The sequence below is a fragment of the Mycobacterium sp. PO1 genome (genome assembly GCF_017312405.1).
In the GTDB taxonomy this organism is placed as follows: Bacteria; Actinomycetota; Actinomycetes; order Mycobacteriales; family Mycobacteriaceae; genus Mycobacterium.
Genome location: NZ_BLTG01000006.1, coordinates 1 through 22,930 on the forward strand (window position 1 = coordinate 1; position 22,930 = coordinate 22,930).

10 protein-coding genes are annotated in these 22,930 nt (G+C 69.9%); 8 read left to right on the top strand and 2 right to left on the bottom strand.

The genetic code is table 11. From position 1 onward, the window contains the following. Window positions 1-83: 83 nt before the first annotated feature. Window positions 84-1,484 (bottom strand): CHAD domain-containing protein, encoded by a 1,401-nt coding sequence (locus J3476_RS01935; protein WP_207064934.1) that lies wholly within the window; start codon window positions 1,482-1,484, stop codon window positions 84-86. Window positions 1,485-1,493: 9 nt separating this feature from the next. Further along, complete coding sequence (locus J3476_RS01940) at window positions 1,494-3,179, bottom strand: (2,3-dihydroxybenzoyl)adenylate synthase (protein ID WP_207064935.1); 1,686 nt, start codon at window positions 3,177-3,179, stop codon at window positions 1,494-1,496. Window positions 3,180-3,337: 158 nt separating this feature from the next. On the opposite strand from J3476_RS01940, the gene J3476_RS01945 reads away from it, so the two are divergent. The 8 genes from J3476_RS01945 to J3476_RS01980 are packed head-to-tail and all read left to right on the top strand — an operon-like array spanning window position 3,338 to window position 22,916. After that, window positions 3,338-6,766, top strand: coding sequence for an amino acid adenylation domain-containing protein (locus tag J3476_RS01945; RefSeq protein ID WP_373889011.1), 3,429 nt, complete (start codon window positions 3,338-3,340; stop codon window positions 6,764-6,766). Continuing rightward, a complete protein-coding gene (locus tag J3476_RS01950; RefSeq protein WP_207064937.1) occupies window positions 6,763-7,506 on the top strand; it encodes a thioesterase II family protein in 744 nt (247 codons plus the stop codon). Before J3476_RS01945 ends, J3476_RS01950 begins: the two co-directional genes overlap by 4 nt. Further along, the gene (locus J3476_RS01955) at window positions 7,503-8,831 is read left to right on the top strand and encodes a polyketide synthase (protein WP_207064938.1); all 1,329 of its coding nucleotides are present in this window, start codon (window positions 7,503-7,505) and stop codon (window positions 8,829-8,831) included. The genes J3476_RS01950 and J3476_RS01955 overlap by 4 nt, the downstream gene beginning before the upstream one ends. Then, a complete protein-coding gene (gene mbtD, locus J3476_RS01960; RefSeq protein ID WP_207064939.1) occupies window positions 8,831-11,749 on the top strand; it encodes a mycobactin polyketide synthase MbtD in 2,919 nt (972 codons plus the stop codon). The genes J3476_RS01955 and mbtD overlap by 1 nt, the downstream gene beginning before the upstream one ends. Beyond that, on the top strand, window positions 11,746-16,926 hold the full coding sequence (locus tag J3476_RS01965) for a non-ribosomal peptide synthetase (protein WP_207064940.1): 5,181 nt from the start codon (window positions 11,746-11,748) through the stop codon (window positions 16,924-16,926). Before mbtD ends, J3476_RS01965 begins: the two co-directional genes overlap by 4 nt. Beyond that, entirely contained in the window at window positions 16,923-21,419 is a 4,497-nt protein-coding gene (locus J3476_RS01970; protein WP_207064941.1) for a non-ribosomal peptide synthetase, read from the top strand. Before J3476_RS01965 ends, J3476_RS01970 begins: the two co-directional genes overlap by 4 nt. Beyond that, on the top strand, window positions 21,416-22,726 hold the full coding sequence (mbtG, locus tag J3476_RS01975; protein WP_207064942.1) for a SidA/IucD/PvdA family monooxygenase: 1,311 nt from the start codon (window positions 21,416-21,418) through the stop codon (window positions 22,724-22,726). Before J3476_RS01970 ends, mbtG begins: the two co-directional genes overlap by 4 nt. Continuing rightward, window positions 22,704-22,916, top strand: coding sequence for an MbtH family protein (locus J3476_RS01980; protein ID WP_207064943.1), 213 nt, complete (start codon window positions 22,704-22,706; stop codon window positions 22,914-22,916). Before mbtG ends, J3476_RS01980 begins: the two co-directional genes overlap by 23 nt. The last annotated feature ends 14 nt before the right edge of the window (window positions 22,917-22,930 follow it).

The following is a 22,930-nucleotide window of genomic DNA, read 5'->3' on the forward strand; positions in this document are numbered from 1 at the left end:
ACACTAGTTCGACACCCCGACAGGTCCGCCCGCGGATGTGGCCACAGAAACCACAGTGACAAAAGAGATTTCTGAGGAGCGAACTACTCGAGTTTCTGAACCGCGCGTCGGCATTCAGCGCCCAACGCCTGCTCGCGGCCGTACAGCAGACCGAATGTGAAGCCGTTCTCACCGTCTGTGGTCCCGGCGGCGACACCGATTCGCCGCAGCCATGCCATCGCCACCACGGTGTCCTGGTGGTCGCCGAGCACACTCTGAATGTGCTTGAAGTGCTTGCGCTCTCGTTTGGCCGCCTTGGCATCGATCGGCTCCATGAGCTCGGCGGCGTAACGGGCCCGCTTGGCTGCCTTACGCGCCCGGTGCAACAGCTCCGCATCGTCGGCCTCCAGCGCGGTGGTGAGACGACGCCGTGCCTTGCGCTGCGCCTTGTTCGCGAGCCTGCGCACCGCCGCAGCCTCGATCCAGTGGTGAAACGGCGCCCGGCGACGCCAGACCTGGAGGTGCGACATCATCTTTGCGTACCGCGGTGACCTCATGGCCTCGTCGACCGCCTCGCGGGCGGGCAGTTCCACGGCCATGAGGTCGTTGCGGAGTCGCGCGCGGACCGGGCCGAGGATCAGCTCCTCGGGCAGCTCGTCGAGGGCGGCACCGAGCCGTTCCTGCTGCACCTGGCAGTCACGGACGTCGCCGAGCACCCCGGCGAACCATTTGAGGTCGGCTTCGACGTCGGCGACATCGTCTTCGGCGAAGACGTCGACGAGTTCGTCGAAGACTCGGATCGTGCTGCGCAGCCGACGAATCGCCACGCGGGTGTCGTGGATCGGATCATGCCCGCGCCGCAACTCGATGTCGCCGCGCACGATCTCGTCGACCTGCGCTGCCACATAGCGGTCGAGCGCCTGCGCACCGGCTGCCACAGCCACCGCGTCGCGCTCGGCGTCACCGGCCAGCAAGCGGTCCACCCGCGGCGGCTCGGTCGACCGGCGCGCTCCCGCTTCCGACAGCCGCTCCCGCAACCGCGCCGGCGCAGGGGCGGCGTGCACCTCCCGCCAAGCCAGCAGCCGGTCCCCGAGCGAAGCGCGCAGTTCGTCGTCGTCGATCTCGAATCGCGACCCGCCCTCGGCGTCGCTGACCAGGTAGCGGTCGCGGAGCGTGCGGATCGTGGCGATGTGCGCCAGGTCCCGTCCTGCGGTGACTCCATGGGTGATCGTCGCCAGTTCCTCGGGTACCGACGTCGAATCCGCGAAGCGCAACGTCGCGCTGCTACCGGGCATGGTCAACACCCATTCGGCATTGTCGGCCACCCGCCGGGTCACAGTCATGCCGAAGGCGTGCAGGTCGCGCTCGGCAGTGTCGAAGTAGGCCGTCTCGACGTCGTCGGTGGCGTGCTCGACCCGGCCGTCTGTGACCAGGTCTCCGAAGTGCGGGAGGGTGAACTCGCGGTCGACTTCCCAGTGGTCTCTCTGGTCGAGTGTGTCCGCCATGCCTTACAACTAGCCGTTTTTGCCCGCCATCAACCGGGCGACGACCTGCTTCTTGTCCACCTTCCCGACCGCGGTGGTCGGCAATGCGGGCATCGCGACGAGGGCGTCCGGGCGCGTGTGCGCCGACACGCCCCGCTCGTCGAGGAAGGCGTTCAGTTCGGTCAGCGTGATCGGGCGTCCGCGGAAAACGACCGCCGCGCAGATCTTCTCACCGAGGTACTCGTCGGGCAGTGCCACCGCAGCCGCGCTGTAGATCTGCGGATGGGTGTGCAGATGGTCCTCCAGGTCGGTCGCCGACACCGTCTCGCCGCCGCGGTGGATGACGTCCTTGATCCGTCCGGTGACTTCGACATACCCGGCTCTCGGGCCGCGGTCGAAGATCCGCACCCGGTCGCCGGTGCGGTAGAAGCCGTCCGGCGAGAAGGACCGCGCGTTGGCATCGTCGGCGCGGTAGTACCCGTTGAGTGTGTAGGGCCCCCGCACCAGCAGTTCGCCTTCTTCACCGGGCGCCACCTCGTCGCCGTTGTCGTCGACGACGCGCATCTCGTCGGCCGGCGACATCGGTCGGCCCTGGGTGTGGACGACGACGTCGAGCGGATCGCCGGGTCGGGTGAAGTTGAGCATTCCTTCGGCCATGCCGAAGATCTGTGCCATGCCGGGCGTGAGCCTGTCGAGAATGAAGCGCGCGTCCTCGGGGCTCATGCGGGAGCCGCCGACCTGGACGTAGCGCAGCGACGTCGGCAGCACCGGTTCCCAGTCGCAGGCCTGAGCCCACAATTTGGCCAACGCGTTCACCAGGCCGGTGACGGTGACCGAGTGCTTGTCGATCAGCGCGAAGGCGGATTCGGGGCTGGGGTCGGCGGTGAACACCGTCGTCGCACCCACCGTCATCGAGCCCAGCAGGCCCGGGCACGCCAGGGGGAAGTTGTGACCGGCCGGCAGTGCGACGAGATAGACGTCCTGAGCGGTCATCTCGCAGGTCTGCGCGCACGTGCGGGCGTTGTAGAGGTAGTCGTCGTGGGTGCGGGCGATCAGCTTCGGTAAGCCGGTGGTGCCGCCGGAAACGAGTAGCAGCGCAGGGCTGTTCGGGTCGACGGGCTGACGGTCGGCGGGCTCACCCGGATGCTCGACGAGTGAGGACCACGGCACGAAGTCCGCGGAGTCGCCGTCGACGATGACGTGGCGCAGGGCAGGATGCCCGGCGACGAGCGTGGCGGCCATGTCGCGGTAGTCGAAACCGCCCACCTTGTCGGCGACGATCAGCGCGACCGCGCCGCTGACCTCGGCGAAATGTCCGAGTTCGGCCGTGCGATGCCCCGGCAGGCACATCACCGGCACCGCCCCGGCGCGCAGCAGCCCGAACAGCGCCACCGCGAACTGGCAGGAGTTGGGCAGCTGCACCATCACCCGGTCGCCTTCGGCGATGCCGAGCTCCGCCAGCCCCGCGGCGACCCGATCCGCCACGGCCGCCAACTCCGCGAAGGAGTACGAGGTCGCGGAGTCGACGATCGCGGTGCGGTCCGGCCATCGCGCAGAGGCGTCGGTCAGAATCGAATCCAGTGGTCGGCCCGTCCAGTAGCCGGCCTCCCGGTAGGCCTGGGCGCGGTCCTCCGGGAAGGGCACGAAACCCGTCAGCAGGTCAGCGGACGCGTGTCCATGTGGTTTGCCCTGGTCAGCCAGGAATCCGGTGCTCATCTGGTGAAATCGTCCGCTCGGGGTAGAAGTGTTCGGTGAACCGAATATAGGGTAGCCTCCACAAAGTTAGGGCAGCCTGACTTAACGCTGGAGGCTTTGTGGGTGTGGCGGTGACGAGAGCGCAGACGGTTCGAGACGAAGTCGCCGAACTGCTCGGCATGAGTGCGGACGAGCTGGATCCGCATGCCGATCTGATCGCGTCGGGCCTGGACTCCATCCGGATGATGTCGCTGTCGGGGCGGTGGCGCCGGCAGGGCATCTCCGTCGGGTTCGCCGATCTGGCCGCCAACCCGACCGTAGCTGCATGGGCGGACCTCGTCGCCGCTCACGACGCCACCACACCGACCGGCACGGCGCCGACCTTTACCACCGGGAACCCGGGCGCTGACGGCTCGAGTTCCTGCAGCGATCAGGCCGAGGACAACGAACCCTTCCCGCTGGCGCCGATCCAGCACGCTCTGTGGGTGGGCCGCAACGACGATCAGCAGCTGGGGGGCGTGGCTGCCCACCTCTATGTCGAATTCGACGGTGTAAGAGTCGATCCCGAGCGGCTGCGGGATGCCGCGGCGCGGCTGGCCCGGCGCCACCCCATGCTGAGGGTGGAGATCCTGCCCGACGGGACGCAGCGCGTCGGCGATCGCAGCCTGCCGGTCACCGTCTTCGACCTGCGCGACCTCGACTCCGCGGCGGCTCAGCGACGCCTCGACGAGATCCGCGACGCCAAATCGCATCAGATGTTGGTGGACGAGGTCCTCGAACTGTCGCTGTCGCTGCTTCCCGACGGCAGCACCAGGCTGCACGTCGACCTGGACATGCAGGCCGCCGACGCGGTCAGCTACCGCAACTTCATGTCAGATCTCGCGGTGTTCTACGACGGCGGAACGCTGCCAGAGCTCGGCTACACCTACCGCCAGTACCGAGCAGAGGTCACGGCCGACAACTCCCAGTCAGACGCTGACCGCCGGTGGTGGGCCGAACGAATCCCGGATCTGCCGGAAGGCCCCGCGCTGCCGCTGGTTCCGCGTGACGAACAGGCCGACCCACGTCGCGGCACTCGGCGCTGGCACATCTTCGATGTCGAGACCCGCGACGCGTTGTTCGCCGCGGCGCACCGGCGGGGGATCACCCCGGCGATGGCCGTGGCTGCGTCCTATGCCGGCACACTGGCGCGCTGGTCGACGAACCGGCGGTTCCTGCTGAACCTGCCGATGTTCGGCCGTGAGCAGTTCCACGCCGACGTCGACAAGCTGGTGGGGGACTTCACGTCATCGCTGATGCTCGACGTCGACCTCACCGATGCCACCACTCCCGCGGCCCGCGGCCGGGTTCTGCAGCGGGCACTGCATGTTTCGGCGGCACACTCGCACTACTCGGGTCTGTCGGTGCTGCGTGACCTGACTCGCCACCACGGCACCCCGGTTCTGGCGCCGATCGTCTACACCAGCGCCCTCGGTCTCGGTGATCTGTTCGCCGGCGAGGTGACCGAGCAGTTCGGCAGGCCGGTGTGGACGATTTCTCAAGGCCCGCAGGTGCTGATCGACGCTCAGGCCACGCCGGTGGCCGAGGGCTTGATGATCAACTGGGATGTGCGCGAGGATGCCTTCCGGCCCGGCGTCGCCGACGCCATGTTCGCCCACCACCTTGCTGAACTGAAGCGGCTGGCCGACGACGACACCGCCTGGGAGACGGCGGACCAGCCCGCCGTCACGCCGGAACAACAGACTGCCCGCGACGCGGTGAACGCGGTGCAGGCGCCTCGCAGCGGCGAAGCGCTGCACGACGGATTCTTCCGCCGGGCACAGCTGCAGCCCGACTCGCCGGCCGTGTACAGCAGTGCCGGTGACCTCACCTACGGCCAGCTTCGTGAGCAGGTGCTCGAGGTCGCCGCCGGCTTGACCGTGGCCGGTGTGCGGCCCGGCGACGCCGTCGCGGTCATGGGGCCCAAGGGTGCCGAACAGGTGACCGCGCTGCTCGCCATTCTGGCTGCCGGCGCCGTGTACGTGCCGGTCGGCATCGATCACCCGGACGAGCGTGCCGCACGGATGCTGACCGGCGCCGGGGTCCGGATGGCTCTCGTGTGCGGCGACCAGCCCCCAACCGGCTTACCGGCGCTGACCGTGACTGAAGCGCGGCGCGTCGGCCGCCACGAAGCCGGTTTCGAACCCGCGGCAGCCGAGCCCGACGACCTGGCCTACACCTTGTTCACCTCGGGTTCCACCGGTGAGCCCAAAGGTGTGGAGATGACGCACTCGGCGGCGATGAACACCGTCGAGTTCATCAACGCCCACTTCGAGATCGGACCGCAGGACCGGTGCCTGGCACTGTCGACGCTGGAATGCGACCTGTCGGTGCTCGACGTGTTCGCGATGCTGCGCGCCGGCGGATCTCTCGTCGTGGTCGACGAGGCGCACCGACGCGACCCGGACACCTGGGCTCGACTGATCGAGGCCAACCGGGTGACCGTGCTGCACTTCATGCCCGGCTGGCTGGAGATGCTGATCGAGGTCCCCGGCGACCTCTCGTCGGTGCGGGTGGTGCCGACCGGCGGTGACTGGGTGCGCCCGCAGATGGTGCGCGCGTTGCGAGAACGCGCCCCGCACATGCGTTTCGCGGGTCTGGGCGGGGCCACCGAAACGGCCACCCACAACACCGTCTGCGACGTCCGAGAGATCCCCGCCGACTGGTCCTCCGTGCCTCTGGGCGTGCCGTTGCCCAACAACGAGTGCCGCGTGGTGGGTCCCGACGGTCAGGACTGCCCCGACTGGGTTCCCGGCGAATTGTGGGTGGGTGGTCGCGGCATCGCCCGCGGCTACTGCGCCCGCCCCGACCTCACGGCCCAACGATTCGTCGAGCATGCCGGCCGCCGGTGGTACCGCACCGGCGACCTGGTGCGCTACCGGCCCGGCGGCGTCATCGAATTCGTCGGACGTGCCGACCACCGGATCAAGATCAGCGGCTACCGCGTCGAACTCGGGGATGTGGAATCCGCGCTGCGCCGCATCGACGGGGTGGAAGCCGCGGTCGCCGCGGTGGTGCCCACCGACGGGCGCGACGTGCTGGCCGCTCTGGTGTGCGCCGCTGCCGAGCCGCGCCACATCGCCGAGGAACTTGCCGGTCTGGTGCCACCGCACATGGTGCCCCAGATCATCGTGTGCGCGCCACGCATCCCCTTCACCGTCGGAGGCAAGATCGACCGGGCCGCGGTCGCCCGCGAGCTGAGAAACGCCGATGTCCTCGCCACCGTGGCCGGCTACCGTGCCCCGGCCACCCCGCTGGAGTCTGCGCTGAGCAGCATCGTCGGCGAGGTCCTCGGCCGCGACAGCATCGGCGCCGACGACGACTTCTTCTCGGTGGGAGGCGATTCCGTCCTGGCCACCCAGGTGGTGGCGCGGATTCGCACCTGGCTGAACACCCCGTCGGTGATGGTCGCCGACATCTTCGCGACTCGCACCGTGTCCGCGCTGGCCGCGCGGATGAGCGCCAACGAGCCGAACAACAGCAGGTTGAGCGAGGTCGCCGCGCTGTATCTGGAGGTGGCGGAGATGGAGAACGCCGACGTGATCGCGGCGCTGGAATCCGCGCGATGATCGGCGAGCCGCAGCAACTGGATCTCGCGCCGTGGATCAAGCGGTTCCCGGGAGAACCCGGTACGGCGACCATCGTGTTCCCGCACGCCGGCGGAGCCGCCGCCGCATACCGCAACTTCGCGCGCGCGTTGGCGGCCCACGGCGTCGACACCTTCATCATGCAGTACCCGCAGCGCGGTGAACGACTCACCGACCCGCCCGCCGAGTCGGTGACCGACCTGGCTCGTGACATGCTCGACGCGGCGGACTGGGCAGGCCTGGGTCCGCTACGGCTGTTCGGCCATTGCATGGGCGCTCTGGTCGGGTTCGAGTTCGCCCGGCTTGCCGAACAGCGCGGCGTCGCTGTCCGTGAGCTGTGGGCCTCGGCCAGTCAGGCGCCCGCCACGGTCGCAGGGTCTCGTCCGGTGCCCACCACCGACAGCGGACTGCTCGCCGATATCGTCGACCTCGGCGGCACCGACGCCAGCCTCCTCGACGACGAGGACTTCCTGGAGCTGCTTTTGCCCGCGGTGCGGTCCGACTACCAGGCATTCAACCGCTACACGTGCGGCCGCGAGGTGCGGGTCGCCGCCGACATCCACGCCGTCGGCGGTCGCAGCGACCATCGTGTCGAGCCGGATCTGTTGCGCGCGTGGGAATGCCACACCGACGGTGTCTTCACGCTGACCATGTTCGACGGTGGCCACTTCTATGTCGACGGCCACCTCGAGGAGGTCGCCGAACTGGTGAGTTGCACATGACCGATGATCCGGTGGTGATCGTCGGGATGGCAGTCGAGGCCCCGGGCGGAGTGGACAGCACCCACGACTACTGGCGGCTGCTGTGCGACGAGCGGGAAGCGCTGGGCCCGTTCCCCGACGATCGCGGCTGGTCGATCCGCACTCTGCTGGACGGATCACGCCGAGACGGATTCAAGCCCATCCACAACCTCGGCGGATTCCTCAGCGGCGCCGCCACCTTCGATCCCGAGTTCTTCGGCATCTCGCGGCGCGAGGCGGTCGCCATGGATCCCCAGCAGCGGGTCGCGTTGCGGGTGACCTGGCGTGCGCTCGAGGACGCCGGCATCAACCCCGACGACATCGCCGGACATGAGGTCGGCTGTTACATCGGAGCGTCGGACATGCGCTACGGGCCGGACATGGCCGAGTTCTCCGAGCACAGTGGGCATCTGATCACCGGCACCTCGCTGGCTGTCATCTCCGGTCGGATCGCCTACACGCTGGCACTCGCCGGTCCCGCGATGACCGTCGACACGTCCTGCTCGTCGGCGCTGTCGGCGGTACACCTGGCGGTGCAGGGACTGCGTGCCGGCGACTGTGACGTCGCACTGGCCGGTGGGGTGTGCGTGATGGGTGCACCCGGATACTTCGTCGAGTTCTCCAAGCAGCACGCGTTGTCCGACGACGGCCATTGCCGCCCGTACAGCGCGCACGCCAGCGGCACCGTGTGGGCCGAGGGCGCCGGGATGTTCGTGCTGCAACGCAAGTCGGCCGCACTGCGGGACCGCCGCCCGGTCCTGGCCGAGGTGCGGGCGAGCGTCGCGAATTCCGACGGACGGTCGGTGGGTCTGACCGCACCGAGCCGCGAGGCGCAGATCCGGCTGTTCCGGCGCGCCCTGCACACCGCCGGTACCGGTCCCGAAGACATCGGCATGGTCGAGGGCCACGGCACCGGCACCCGACTCGGTGATCGCACCGAGTTGACCTCGCTGGCGGCCACCTACGGCGCGGGCGCCCCGGGCCGTGGACCGCTGCTGGGTTCGGTCAAGTCCAACGTCGGACACACCCAGGCTGCGGCGGGCGCGCTCGGCCTGGCCAAGGTGCTGCTGGCCGCCCGGCATGGCACCGTGCCGGCCACCCTGCACGTCGACGACCGCAGCAGTGAAATCGACTGGGAGAACACCGCTCTGCGACTGGCCGCGAAGTCCACTGCGTGGCCGGCGCGAGACGGAGCCCGGATCGGCGCCGTATCGGCATTCGGGATGAGCGGCACCAACACCCATGTCGTCGTCGAGGTGCCCGACACCGGGGGAGAGGGCGCCCGGGGGCAAGGCAGGGCGGCTTGATGGGAGTCAGCCGGCTGCCCGACGGCCGGGTGCCCGTCGTCCTCAGCGCCCACGACGAGAACCTGATCGCCACCGACGCGCGCGCCGTTCTCGACTACCTCGACCGGACACCGTGCGGGGTCGCCCAGGTCGCCGCGCAGCTGACCGCCACCCGCCGAGTCCGGCGGCACCGCGCGGTACTGCGTGCTGCCGACCGGGCCGAGCTGACCGACGGACTGCGCGCGCTGGCCGACGGATACGAGCACCCGTTGATCGCGCGCTCGTCCCGGCGGGAACGCGCCCGGGCGGCGTTCGTGTTCGCCGGGCAGGGTGGCCAATGGCCGTCCATGGGCGCTGACGCCTACGACCACCTGCCGGCCTACCGCGCCGAAGCCGATCGGCTCGACGTCGTCCTGCAACGGGGTGGAATGCCTTCGGCCCTGCCGTTTCTGACCACACCGGCCGAGACCGCGACGGTGTCGCAGCAGGAACTGCACAGCGCCCAGTTCGTTCACGCCGTCGCGCTGGCCGCGGTGTGGCGCTCCGTCGGTCTCGTGCCCGACCTCACGGTCGGGCACAGTCTCGGCGAGGTCGCCGCTGCCTACATTGCGGGCGCGATCACCCTGGGCGACGCGGTGGCAGTGCTGGCCGCGCGGGCCCGCGCGATCGCCGCCATACCCGGGCGACACGGCGTCGCGGTGCTGGGTGTCGACCCCGCCGACGTCGACGGATTGATCGCGGCCACCCCTGGCTGGCTGGAACTTTCGGCCGTCAACGCGTCCCGTTCGGTCGCGGTGGCGGGGGAGAGCAGCGCGATCGCGGCCATCGCCGCCGCTGTCGCGGGTCGCGGGCTGTTCGCCCGCGAGCTGGCGATGAGCTTCCCGGCCCACACCAGCGCGATGGACGGTCAACGCGACGCACTGATGCGCGCGCTGGCCGGCTCGGCGTTCACCGAGTCGCCGGTGCAGTTCGTCGGATCGGCCACCGGAACCGTCGTCACCACCGGCACCGACTTCGCGGACTACTGGTATGCCAACCTGCGCAACACCATTCGCTTCGATCGCGCAGCTCAGGCAGCCATCGCGCACGGCGCAGGGTCGTTTGTGGAGATGTCCGCGCACCCGGCGCTGTTGTTCGCGATCGAGGACGCACTCGAGCAGTCCCGGAGTTCCGACGCGGTGCTGGTGGGCTCGGGCCGCCGCGGCGAGCCGGTCACCGAGCAGCTGTCCGCCGGCATCGTCGCGGCTGCCGTCGCCGACCCCGCCTACCGGTGGGCCGACCTGCTCGCCGCGGCGCCGGAATCGTTGCGCGGCTTTCCTGGGGCGCCCATGCGCGCCGACCATCTCTGGGCCACGGCCGCCCCGCTCGAACCTGTCGCGCAGCTCACCGTCACCAGCGAGACATGGCAGCCCCGGCCGGACACCCGCCCGGGTGAGGCCACCGCGTCGGTGACCGTCCTGGACCTCGACGTGTCGTCCCCGCAGGCGCGGATCCTGCGGGCGACCCTCACCGAGCACCCGGGCGCGGGTCTCACCGGCCCGTCGGAGGCCGACATCCTGGTCGTGGTGGCGCCCACCTGGACGGGTCACGACCCGATTGCGGCGCTTGCCGACCGCATCGACTCCGGGCTGCTCAGCTACGCCGACCAGATCGGACCCCGGTGCCGGGCCGTGTGGCTGGTCACGACAGCGGCGGAGACGGTGACGGCGGCCGACCTGCCGGCCGAACCTGCCCAGGCGGCGCTGGCCGCGATGCATCGCAGCATCGGGTTCGAGCATCCCGATCAGGCCTTCCATCATCTCGACCTCCCCGATGCCGCTTCGGCCGCCGATCCGGCTGTGGCCGAGGCGATCCTGACCGGGTCGGGGGAGATCGCGCTGCGCGGCGAACCGGCGCGGTGGTATCGACGGGCCCTGGGCGAGGACATCTCAGCTGCCCGATCATGGGAGCTGACCGACGCCCTGCTCGATCATGTGGTCATCACCGGCGGTTCCGGCGCGATCGGCTTGAGTTACGCCAGGTACCTGGCCGCGCGCGGCGCCGCTCGCATCACGTTGCTGAGCCGCCACGGTCTCGAGGCGGCCGTCGTCGCGGAACTGTCCGCACACGGATCCCACATCGACGCACCACCGTGCGACATCACCGACACGGCGCAACTCGCTGCCGTGGCCGACGCGTGCGCCGGCACCGGGGCGACGCTGGTGATCCACGCCGCGGGCAGCGCATCCTTCGCGCCGCGGGCCCAGGTCACCGGCGCCGCGCTGGCCGACATGACCGCGGCGAAGGTCACCGGTCTGGAGCGATTCGTCCGCGCCTGGCCGATACGTCGCGGTGCACCGATGCTGTTGTGTTCCTCGGTGATCGGCGTCTGGGGTGGTCAAGGAACCGCCGGTTACGCGGCGGCCAACCGCCTGCTGGACGCGATGGCGTCGCGGCTGAGAGCCGACGGACACCACTGTGTCTCGGTGCGGTGGGGACTGTGGGAGGGTGCCGGCGTCATCGACGCCGCCGAAACCGCCCGAGTCGAACGCGCCGGGTTGAAGCCGATGGACCCCGAGCGGGCGGTCGAGGCCAGCCTCGCGGAGTATCCGCGTGATCCGCTGATCCTGCGGGCCGACCGCGAGCGGCTCCGAATCCTGTTCGGCGCCGACACCGAGATCCGAGGCGAGCTCGCCGCGCCATCGACCTCCGACAACTCGGTGATGGCCGCCCCGGCGGCGGTGCGCAGCCAACTGGCCCTCGTCCTCGACGTCGACGCGACATCGCTGGACCTCGACGCCACGCTGTTCGACCTGGGCGTGGACTCACTGCTGGCGCTGGACCTGCGCAAGCGCCTGAAAAAGCTGACCGGACACACCGTTCCGTTGGCCACCCTGCTCGGTGGCATCACCGGCACCGACCTGATCGCTGCGATCGAAGGAAGTGAACCCCTCGCGTGACTGACATCGACACCCGAGCCCAGCTCACCGAGCGGCGGTTGGAGCTGTTGCGCCGCAGGCTCGACGAGCGCGGCCTCACCGCCACACCGGCGCCCGTCGACGACGCGCCGGCCATGTCCGAAGGCCAGCTGCGGATGTGGTTCGTGCACGCCGCCGATCCCAGCCGTGCCCTGTTGAATGTGTGCCTGTCCTATCGCATCACCGGTGCGGTCGACACCGATCGGCTGCACGAGGCCGTCGACGCGGTCGCGGTCCGGCACCCGGTGTTGCGCACCACGTACCGCACCGCGAGCGCCGACGATGGTTCGACCGGCCTGCCGGTGCCGACCGTGCACCCGGATCTGCGGCCCGGCTGGGCGGAACACGACCTGTCCGAACTGTCCGAGCGGGCCCGCCGGCTACGGCTCGAAGTGCTGGCCCAGCGTGAATTCAGCGCACCGTTCGACCTGAACGCGGAATCACCGCTTCGGATCAGCGTGATTCGCATCAGCGCCACGGAGCTCGTCCTGCTGCTGGTCGCCCACCACATCGCCTGGGACGACGGTTCCTGGGAGGTGTTCTTCGCCGACCTCACGCGCGCCTATCAGGGTGACCCGCTCGCACCGGGCCGGGCCTGGGCGCCGCCCCCGGTGAACGACGACGCCGACGTGGCGTACTGGCGCGCGGTGATGGCCGACCCGCCCGAGCCCCTCGAGCTGCCGGGGCCTACCGGTTCGGCGGTGCCCACCAGTTGGCGCTCCCGACGCACCACGCGGCACCTCGGTGCCGACGTCGCGGCGCGGGTCAGCGCGATGGCCGCCGATGCCGGCGCCACGCCCTACACGGTGCTGCTCGCCGTGTTCGGCACCCTGGTGCACCGCTACAGCCACGTCGACGACTTCCTGGTCGCGACCCCGGTGCTCAACCGGACCGCCGACGCCGAGGACATCATCGGATATTTCGGCAACACCGTGGCTCTGCGCCTGCGACCGCAGGCGGCGATGACCTTCACCGAACTGCTGGACCAGAGCAGGGACACCGTCATCGGGGCGTTCGCCCACCAGCGGGTCGGGCTGGAACGCATGGTTCGCGAGCTCAACCCCGACCGGCGGCACGGCGCCGAGCGGATGACGCGGGTCAGCTTCGGATTCCGCGGCCCCGACCGGTACGGTTTCACCCCACCCGGGGTGAGTTGCGAACGCGCCGACCTGCGGGCCCATCTGACCCACCTGCCACTGGGCATCATGGTCGAGTTCAGCGCCGACGAGATCGTGGTCGAACTCGAGTATCTTGTCGAGATCATCGAGCCGCAACTTGCCGAGCAGCTCATCGACCACTATCTGGTGCTGCTCGACAGCGCGCTCGCGCGACCGGACAGCTCGCTGCGCGAGCTGGATCTGATGAGTGACGCGGACCGGGAATGGTTGCGCGAGATGACCCATGGTCCGGCCTTCGACACCTCGCCGGCCACGATCGTCGACCTCGTCGAAGCCCAGGTGGCGCGCACCCCGGAGGCCACCGCCGTCGTCTACGAGGGCCGCCATTACAGCTATCGTGAGCTCAACGAGCACGCCAATCAGGTCGCGCACTGGCTCATCTCGCACGAGATCGGTACCGAAGACCGCGTCGCGGTCCTGCTGGACAAGTCGCCGGAGCTGGTCGTCACCGCACTGGGTGTGCTCAAGGCCGGCGCGGTGTACCTGCCGATCGACCCGACCTACCCCCAGGATCGGCTGGACTTCATCCTGGGTGACTGCGACGCGAAGCTGGCGGTGCGCGAGCCGGTCACAGGGATCGAGGATCTGCCCACCCACAACCCGACCGACGCCGACCGGGTGCGCCCGCTGTGCCCGGCCAACACCGCCTACCTGATCTACACCTCCGGCTCCACCGGTCTGCCCAAGGGGGTGCCGGTCCCGCACCGGCCCGTCGCTGAGTACTTCGTCTGGTTCAAACACGACTACCAGGTCGACGCCGCAGACCGGTTGCTGCAGGTGGCCTCACCGAGCTTCGACGTGTCGATCGCCGAGGTGTTCGGCACCCTGGCGTGCGGCGCCCGGCTGGTGATCCACCGCCCCGACGGGTTGCGCGACATCGGCTACCTGACCGACCTGTTGCGCGACAAGGGCATCACGGCCATGCATTTCGTGCCGTCGCTGCTCGGGCTTTTCCTGTCGCTGCCCGGCGTGAACCAGTGGCGCACGCTGCAACGGGTGCCGATCGGCGGTGAGGCCCTGCCCGGGGAGGTCGCCGACAAATTCCACGCCACGTTCGACGCACTGTTGCACAACTTCTACGGCCCCACCGAAACCGTCATCAACGCCACCCGGTACAAGGTCGAGGGCCGGCAGGGCACCCGGATCGTGCCGATCGGCAAGCCCAAGATCAACACGGCAATCCACCTTCTCGACGATGCGCTGCGCCCGGTTCCGCCCGGATCGATCGGCGAAATATACATCGGCGGAACCCATCTCGCCCACGGTTACCACCGCCGCCCGGGGCTGACCGCCGAACGCTTCGTCGCCGACCCGTTCATCCCCGGGGCCAGGCTGTACCGGACCGGCGACCTCGCGCGGCGCAACGCCGACGGTGACGTCGAGTTCGTCGGCCGTGCCGACGAACAGGTCAAGATCCGAGGTTTCCGGATCGAGTTGGGCGATGTCGCGGCGGCGATCACCGTGGACCCCAGCGTCGGCCAGGCCGTCGTCGTGGTCAGTGACCTGCCCGGCCTGGGCAAGAGCCTGGTCGGCTACCTGACCCCGGCCGACGGCTCAGCTGTCGACGTCGACCGGATCCGAGCCCGGGTGGCCGCAGCGCTGCCGGAGTACATGACTCCCGCCGCCTACGTGGTGGTCGACGAGATCCCGATCACCGCGCACGGCAAGATCGACCGCGCCGGGCTGCCGGAACCGGAGATCCTGGCCGCCAGCGAGTTCCGCGAGCCCGCCGACGGCACCGAGACGCAGGTCGCGCAGCTCTTCGCCGAACTGCTCGGCCACGACCGGGTGGGCGCCGACGACTCGTTCTTCGACCTGGGTGGGCACTCACTGCTGGCCACCAAGCTGGTCGCCGAGGTCCGCGCCCGGTGCGGGGCCGACGTCGGTGTGCGTGACATCTTCGAGCTCGACACCGTGGCACGGCTCGCCGAACACATCGACTTTCTCGCCGCGGACGATCGCGGCGCCCGACCACGGCTGGTGGCGCAGCCTCAGGACGGTCCGGCGCCGCTGTCGTCGTCGCAGTTGCGGTCGTGGTTCGGCTACCGCATCGAAGGCGCCAACCCCGTCAACAACATCCCGTTCGCCGCAAGGCTGTCGGGCCCGTGCGACGTCGACGCACTCGTGGCGGCTCTTCACGATGTCGTCGAGCGGCACGCGATCCTACGCACGACCTACCGGGAGATCGACGGCACGCCCTATCAAGTCGTCAACGACATGACACCGCACTTCGTGGTGCGGCGGGCCCGCGGTGACGGCGAGGACTGGCTGCGTGGCGAGCTGGCCCGCGAACAGCGCTACGCCTTCGACCTGGAACAGGACTGGCCGATCCGCGCGGCGGTGCTCGGCGTCGAGGCTGAGCGTGGCCCGGAACTGGTGGTGTCACTGGTGATCCACCACATCGCCGGTGACCACTGGTCCGGCGGCGTGCTGTTCACCGACCTGGTGACCGCCTACCGTGGCAGAAGCGCTGGACGCCAGCCGGATTGGGCGCCGCTGCCGGTCCAGTACACCGACTACGGTGCCTGGCAGGCGCAGCTGCTCAGCGACGAGGCAGGTATCGTCGCCCCGCAACGCGAATACTGGGCCGGCCAGTTGGCCGACGCCCCCATCGAATCCGGCCTGCCGCTGGACCATCCACGGCCCCGGTTGCCCAGCGGCACCGGTGACGCGGTCGAGTTCACCATCACGGCATCGACCAGGGCCGCGCTGGCGCAGCTGTGCCGCGACCTCGGCATCACCGAGTTCATGGCGCTGCAGGCGGCGGTCGCCGTGGTGCTGGCCAAAGCCGGTGGCGGTTCGGACATCCCGATGGGAACACCGGTGGCGGGACGGTCGGAGGCCGAGCTGGCAGAACTGGTCGGCTTCTTCGTCAACTTCGTCGTGCTGCGTAACGATCTGCGCGGCAACCCCACGTTGCGCGAGATCCTGGTGCGGGCCCGCGAGACAGCCCTGTCGGCGTACTCGAACGCCGACGTGCCGTTCGAGCAGGTGGTCGAGGTCGTCAATCCGCCGCGCTCGCTGGCACGCAACCCGCTGTTCCAAGTGGTCGTGCATGTGCGCGAACAACTTCCCCAGCAGCAGATGATCGACGACCGGACGTCGTTCACGGCGCTGGAACCCAGCTTCGACATGGCCCAGGCCGACCTGTCGCTGAACTTCTTCGCCGCCGACACACACGCCGACACAGGGGCCGGGTACCGCGGCCACGTCATCTACCGGCCCGAACTGTACGACCGCGCCACCATCGAACGCCTCGCCGGCTGGCTGGACCGCATCGTCACCGCGTTCGCCGAGCATCCTGACCGCCGGCTCGGCGACGTCGAGATCATCACCGCCGAAGAGAAGCAGCGGATCGTGACCGACTGGGCCGCCGGCGCGAACCGGGTGTACGTGCTCGATGACGCACTGGCACCCGTCCCGGTCGGCGTACTCGGTGACGTCTATCTCGGCGGCACCGAGTTCACGGGCGACAAGCTGGTCGCCGACCCGTTCAGCTCGCGCGACGGAGCGCGGTTGTACCGCACCGGGGACCGGGGCCGGTGGGACGACGACGGCCGTCTTCACCTCGTCGCGGCGACCGTGCCCGGCGACGCCGACGTGGTGACGAGCGCGCCGGCGACCGAATGGGAGGAGCCCCGCACCGCGACCGAGCACGCCCTGGCCGCGTTGCTGACCGAACTGCTCGGCGCCGAGGACGTCGGCCGTCACGACGACTTCTTCGGTCTCGGCGGAGACAGTGTGCTGGCCGTGCAGCTGGCCGCCCGAGCCCGCGACGCGGGTCTGGACCTGACCGCCCGCATGGTCTTCGAGCATCCCGCGCTGGCCGAGCTGGCCGCCGCGCTGGACTCGGGCCCGGTCGCCGACCCCCAACCCGACGACGTACACCACGAACCGATGTCGGCCTCGGGCCTGTCGGAGCGGGAACTGGCCGCGCTGACGGCGTCGTGGAGCGGTGGGGGACCGGAGGCGCCGCGATGACCCAGACCGACGCACGCCCGAGCGCACCGGCCATCGAAGATGTGCTGGCCCTGAGCCCGCTGCAGCAGGGGCTGTTCTCGATGGCCACGCTCACCGAGGGCGGGGCGGCGCGCACCGATCCCTACGTCATCGCGATGGCCGTCGACGCGACCGGCGACCTGCAGGTGGAACTGCTGCGCGGCTGCGCTGAACAGCTGTTGACGCGGCATGCGAACCTGCGCGCCAGCTTCGTCCAGGGGGACCTCAGCCGAGCCGTGCAGATCATCCCGAGCCGTGCCGAGCTGCCGTGGCGGCAGGTCCGCGTCGACTCCGACGAGGAGGCGGCGGCCGTCGAAACCGCCGAGCGCAGTGCGCCGTTCGAGCTGACCCACGGACCGGTGATCCGGTTCCTGCTGATCGAGACACCTCAGCGGTGGCGGCTGGTCGTCACCGCACACCACATCCTCATCGACGGCTGGTCGCTGCCGCTGTTCATGGGGGAGCTGCTGACGCTGTACCGGGCCGGTGGTGACCCCGCCGCGCTGCCCGACCCGCCGCGGCCCTACCGCGACTACATCGGCTGGCTGGCCGCCCGCGACCAGGTGGCCGGCCGGCGACTGTGGCGCCGCCACCTCGACAGGATCGACGCTCCGACCCTGCTCACCCCGGCGCTGACGTCGTCCGCCCCGGCGCCCGGGCGGCCCCGGCTCACCGAGGTGAAACTCGACGCCGAGTCCACCCGCCAGCTGACCGAAGGCGCGCGCAGCCGCGGTGTCACCGTCAACACCCTGATCCAGCTCGCCTGGGCCAGCGTGCTTTCCGTGCTCACCGACCGCACCGACGTCACCTTCGGGGTGACGGTATCGGGGCGGCCGGGCGAGCTGGCCGGCGTCGAGCGGATGGTCGGATTGTTCGTCAACACCGTTCCGCTGCGGGTACGCCTGGATCCCGCCGGCCGCACGGGCACCCAATGTCTGGCGCTGCAGCGCGAAGCCGCCGGGCTGCGTGACCACAGCTACCTCAGCCACGCGGACCTGCGGGCGATGGCCGGTATCGGAGAGCTGTTCGACACGCTGCTCGTCTACGAGAACTTCCCGCCCGGAGGCCTGGTCGGCGCCAGCGAATTCGCGGCCAACGACGCCACATTCGTGCCGTCGGCGCTGGAGAGTCTGTCGCATTTTCCGGTCACGCTCGCCGCACATCTGGCCGGCGAGCAGCTCACCGTGTTCGTCGAGGTGCTCGACGGGGCGCTGGGTCAGCTGCAGCCCGAAACGATGGGCAGGCGGGTGCTGCACATCGCGCAGCGCCTGATCAGCTGTTGGGACCGGCCGTTGCGCGACGTCGGCATCCTGCTCCCCGGCGAGGATCCGGTGCCGTCAGCCGCCGGTGAGGCAGTCGGCGGAGGTGGGGTGCACACGCGGTTCACCCAGGTCGCCGCCGCGCGCCTCGGGTCGGTGGCGCTGACCTGGGACGCCGGACGGATGACATATCGCCAGCTCGACGAGGCCGCTGACCGGGTGGCCTCGGCGTTGCTCGCCCACGGGGTCGGTGACGAAGACGCCGTGGCGATCACACTGCCCCGCGGCCCCGACTACGTCGTGGCGATGTTGGGCGTGTTGAAGGCGGGTGCGGTCATCGTGCCGCTGGATCCCGCGATGCCCGCCGATCGGGTCGCCGACATCCTGGATCAGGCCGCGGCGCGCGTCGTCGTCGACGACGCGTTCATCGCCGCGCTGCCCGCCGAACCGGCGGCGGACTACCGGCCCGCCGAGGTGACGGGGGCGCAGGCCGCCTACGTGGTGTTCACCTCGGGGACCACCGGCAGGCCCAAAGGGGTCATCGGGACGCACGGCGCTCTGCTCGCCTACACCGGCGATCACGCCGAGCACGTCCTGCGTCCGGCGCGGGCACGGCTCGGACGGCCGCTGCGGGTGGCCCACGCGTGGTCGTTCACCTTCGACGCCGCCTGGCAACCGTTGGCCGCACTGCTCGACGGCCACACGGTGCACATCGTCGGCGACGAATGTCAGCGCGACGCAGAGGCGTTGGTCTTCACGATCGGTCGGTTCGGCATCGACATGCTCGACACCACACCGTCGATGTTCGCCCAGTTGCGCGACGTCGGTCTGCTCAGCACCGTGCCGCTGGCCGTGCTCGCCCTCGGCGGGGAGGCCGTCGGCGCGACGACGTGGCGGTTGATCGGGGAGGAGTGCGCCCGCACCGGCATGACGGCGTTCAACTGTTACGGACCTACCGAGACGACCGTGGAGTCGGTGGTCGCCGCCTTCGATGCGCACGCCGAGCCGTCGATCGGCTTCCCCACCGCGACCGTCGGTGCGCGGGTTCTGGACGCCTGGCTGCGGCCGGTCCCGGCCGGGGTGGCCGGCGAGCTGTACCTGACCGGCGACCAGGTGACCCGCGGCTACCTCGGGCGCGGCGCCGAGACCTCGGCCCGGTTCGTCGCCGACCCCTTCGGGGCGGGCCGGCGGATGTACCGCACCGGCGACATCGTGCGGCGTGGCCCCGACGGCGGGTTGCAGTTCCTCGGCCGCGCCGACAGTCAGGTCAAGATCCGCGGCTTCCGGGTGGAGCCCGACGAGATCGCCGCCGTACTGGGCACCCATCCGGGTGTCCGCGACGCATACGTGACAGCGACGCGCCGGGGTGCGCAGGCGCGACTGATCGGCTACGTCGTCTGCGGTGGGCAGGACGTGCCGCTCGACGAGTTGCGGGCGTTGGTGTCGGCGCGGCTGCCCCGGTACATGGTGCCCCAGCAGCTCGTCGTCGTCGACGCACTGCCGCTGACCTCGCACGGCAAGATCGACGACGCCGCTCTGGTCGAGATCGCCGGTGCCGGTGCGGGTGCCGAGGTGGCGGGGGTGTCGCCGGCCACCGCGACGGAATCGGCCCTCGCCGACGTGCTGGCCGCCGTTCTCGGCGCCGACGAGGTGGGAGTCACCGACGACTTCCTGGAGATGGGGTTGGACAGCATCGTCGCGTTGACCCTGGTGCAGGAGGCCCGCCGCCGCGGGATCGAGATGCGCGCTCGACTCATGCTGGAGTGCAGCACCATTCGGGAACTGGCGGCCGCCATCAACAACCCCGACAACTCCGACAGTGTTGGCGGTGAGTCGGCACCGGCACCGCTGGACGACGACCGCTACGGCGAGGTCGACCCCGCCCCGATCATGCGGTGGATGTTCGAGTACGGCAGCTTTCGTCGGTTCACCCAGAACGTGCTCGTCAGCGTGCCCGACGAACTCACCGAAGAGCAGATGCTGAAAATCCTGCAAGCCCTGCTGGATCGCCACGACATGCTGCGCTCGACGCTGCAGGACGGACAACGGCTGGTCACCCGCGCCCCGGGAGCGGTTCCGGCCGCCCAGGTGCTCACGGTCGTCGGCGGCTCAGCGCACGACCACGCCGGCGCAGAGGCCGTCGCGGCGCTGGAGCGCATCGACCCGACTGCCGGGTCGATGCTGCAGGCGGTGTGGTTCCGCGGGAAGCCGTCGGTGTTGCTGCTGTGTGTGCATCACCTGGCCACCGACGTGGTGTCCTGGTACGTCATCCTCGGTGCGCTCGCCGAAATCGCCGCCGACGTCACAGCGGGCAGGACACCCGCGCTCGCCGCCGAGTTCACCACCTACCGCCAGTGGACACGAATGCTCGCCGAGCGCAGCCGTTCTGGTGAACTCGACGAGCAGCTCGGGTACTGGGCCCGTCAGCTTGAAGCGCCGGACCCGCCGCTGGGGGCGCGACGGCCCGATCCGAGCCGAGACACCTGGGCGTCGCACCGTCTCACCGACGTGGTCACCGACGCCGGCGCCACCGCGGCCATCCTGCACCGTCTCGATCGGGCAGGTGTCGAAGTGCGCGATTTCCTGCTGGCGGCGCTGACGTTGACCCTGACCTCATGGCGGGTCGAGTGCGGCCGGCCCGCGCACCACGGGGCGCTGATCGCGCTGGAGGGCCACGGCCGAGAGGACGCCGTGGTCAGTCAGTCCTGTGACACCTCGGCCACCGTCGGATGGTTCACCTCGGTGTATCCGGTGCGGCTGGGCGCCGGGGAGGCGCCGGTGGACATCGGCTCGGCGAAGGATGCTGCGGTCGCCCGCACGCTCGTGCGCTCGATCACCGACCAGCTCGCGCTGGTACCGAACCGGGGGCTGGACTACGGAGTGTTGCGTTATCTGCGCGGGGATTTCACGGGTCAGCCCGAACCGCAGGTGGAGTTCAACTACATCGGACGACACGACCTCAGCGGCGAGAAGTCCGGGGCTGATTGGTCGCTGCTCACCGACGCCGCGCTCAACGCCCAGTTGCCCGTCTCCGCGGAACCGGACCTCCCGCTGCGCTACACGTTCGACGTCATCTGCGTCGTCGCCGCCGGCCCCGACGGACCACAGCTGCGGACCAGTTGGCGCTGGAGTGACCAGCTCAGCAGCGAGGCCGAGGTCGATCGGCTCGGTGAGCTGTGGAGCCAGGCCGTCACGGTGCTGGGTGATGCACTGTGAGCGGCGCGGGTACCGCCACCCTGGCGGTGATCGGCGCCGGTCCCAAGGCGATCGCGGTGGCCGCCAAGGCCGCCGAGCTGCGCGCCATGGGTGTCGACGTCCCCGATGTGGTCGTCATCGAGCGCAGCGGGGTCGGCGCGAACTGGCAGGCGGTCGGCGGATGGACCGACGGCCAGCACCGGTTGGGCACCAGCCCGGAAAAGGACGTCGGGTTTCCGTACCGCTCGACGCTGGTCCCGCGTCGCAATGCCGAACTCGACGAGCGCATGACCCGGCACAGCTGGCAGGCCTACCTGATCGCCAGCGCGCAGTTCGCCGAGTGGGTGGATCGCGGCCGGCCGGCGCCGACCCACTCCGGATGGAGTCGCTATCTGCGTTGGGTCGCCGACAACGTCGGCATGACGGTGCTGGCCGACGAGGTCGTCGGCGTCGATGTGCGCGACGACCGGTGGGCACTGTCTACGACGCGGCAGACAGTGCAGGCCGACGGTCTGATGATCACGGGCCCGGGCCAGGCGCACCGCTGCATCCTGCCCCACGACCCGCGGGTGCTCTCGATCGCCCAGTTCTGGTCCCGTGCGGCCGGTCGTGAGCTGATCGCCGCCGACCGGGTGGCGGTGATCGGCGGTGGTGAGACGGCGGCGTCGATGCTCAACGAGCTGTTTCGCCATCGCGTTTCGACCATCACGGTCATCTCACCACAGGTCACGCTGTTCACCCGCGGCGAGGGATTCTTCGAGAACACGTTGTTCTCCGACCCCACAGACTGGACCAGTCTGACGCTCGCCGAGCGCCGGGACGCGTTCGCGCGCACCGACCGCGGGGTGTTCTCCGCGCGCGTGCAGGACGCGCTGCTGGCCGACGACCGGATCCGTCATCTCCGCGGGCGCGTCGCGCACGCTGTCGCGCGCGACGACCGAATCCGGTTGACGCTGAGCAGCAATCGCAGCGGTGAGGCGCTGGAGACCGTACACGGTTTCGACCTGGTCATCGACGGTTCGGGCGCCGACGCGATGTGGTTCACGCCGCTGTTGCGCCAGCAGGCGCGCGATCTGCTCGAACTCGGGTTGGGTGCGCCGCTGGCCGGGGATGTGCTCGAAGAGTCCATCGGTGTCGACCTGGCGGTCTCCGGCGTGACCCCAAAACTGTTCCTGCCCGGCCTGGCCGGGCTCATGCAGGGTCCAGGCTTTCCCAATCTCAGCTGCCTGGGCCTGTTGTCCGACCGAGTGCTGGGCGCCCGCTACCCCCGACGGGCCGACGCCGACGAGATCACCAGGAGAACCGATGAGCACCAACCCGTTCGATGACGACAACGGCACGTTCTACGTGCTGGTCAACGACGAGGAGCAGCACAGCCTGTGGCCGACGTTCGTCGACGTCCCCGCGGGCTGGCGGGTCGTCTACGGCGAGAGCGATCGCGCAGACTGCCTGGCCTGGGTGGAGGAAAACTGGACCGACATGCGCCCGCGCAGCCTGCGGGAGTCGATGTCGAGCTAGCAGCGGACCTGTGG

Coding starts and splice junctions, on each gene's coding strand:
- J3476_RS01935 (WP_207064934.1), bottom strand. CDS start 1,484: ATGGCGGACACACTCGACCAGAGAGACCACTGGGAAGTCGACCGCGAG.
- J3476_RS01940 (WP_207064935.1), bottom strand. CDS start 3,179: ATGAGCACCGGATTCCTGGCTGACCAGGGCAAACCACATGGACACGCG.
- J3476_RS01945 (WP_373889011.1), top strand. CDS start 3,338: ATGAGTGCGGACGAGCTGGATCCGCATGCCGATCTGATCGCGTCGGGC.
- J3476_RS01950 (WP_207064937.1), top strand. CDS start 6,763: ATGATCGGCGAGCCGCAGCAACTGGATCTCGCGCCGTGGATCAAGCGG.
- J3476_RS01955 (WP_207064938.1), top strand. CDS start 7,503: ATGACCGATGATCCGGTGGTGATCGTCGGGATGGCAGTCGAGGCCCCG.
- mbtD (WP_207064939.1), top strand. CDS start 8,831: ATGGGAGTCAGCCGGCTGCCCGACGGCCGGGTGCCCGTCGTCCTCAGC.
- J3476_RS01970 (WP_207064941.1), top strand. CDS start 16,923: ATGACCCAGACCGACGCACGCCCGAGCGCACCGGCCATCGAAGATGTG.
- J3476_RS01980 (WP_207064943.1), top strand. CDS start 22,704: ATGAGCACCAACCCGTTCGATGACGACAACGGCACGTTCTACGTGCTG.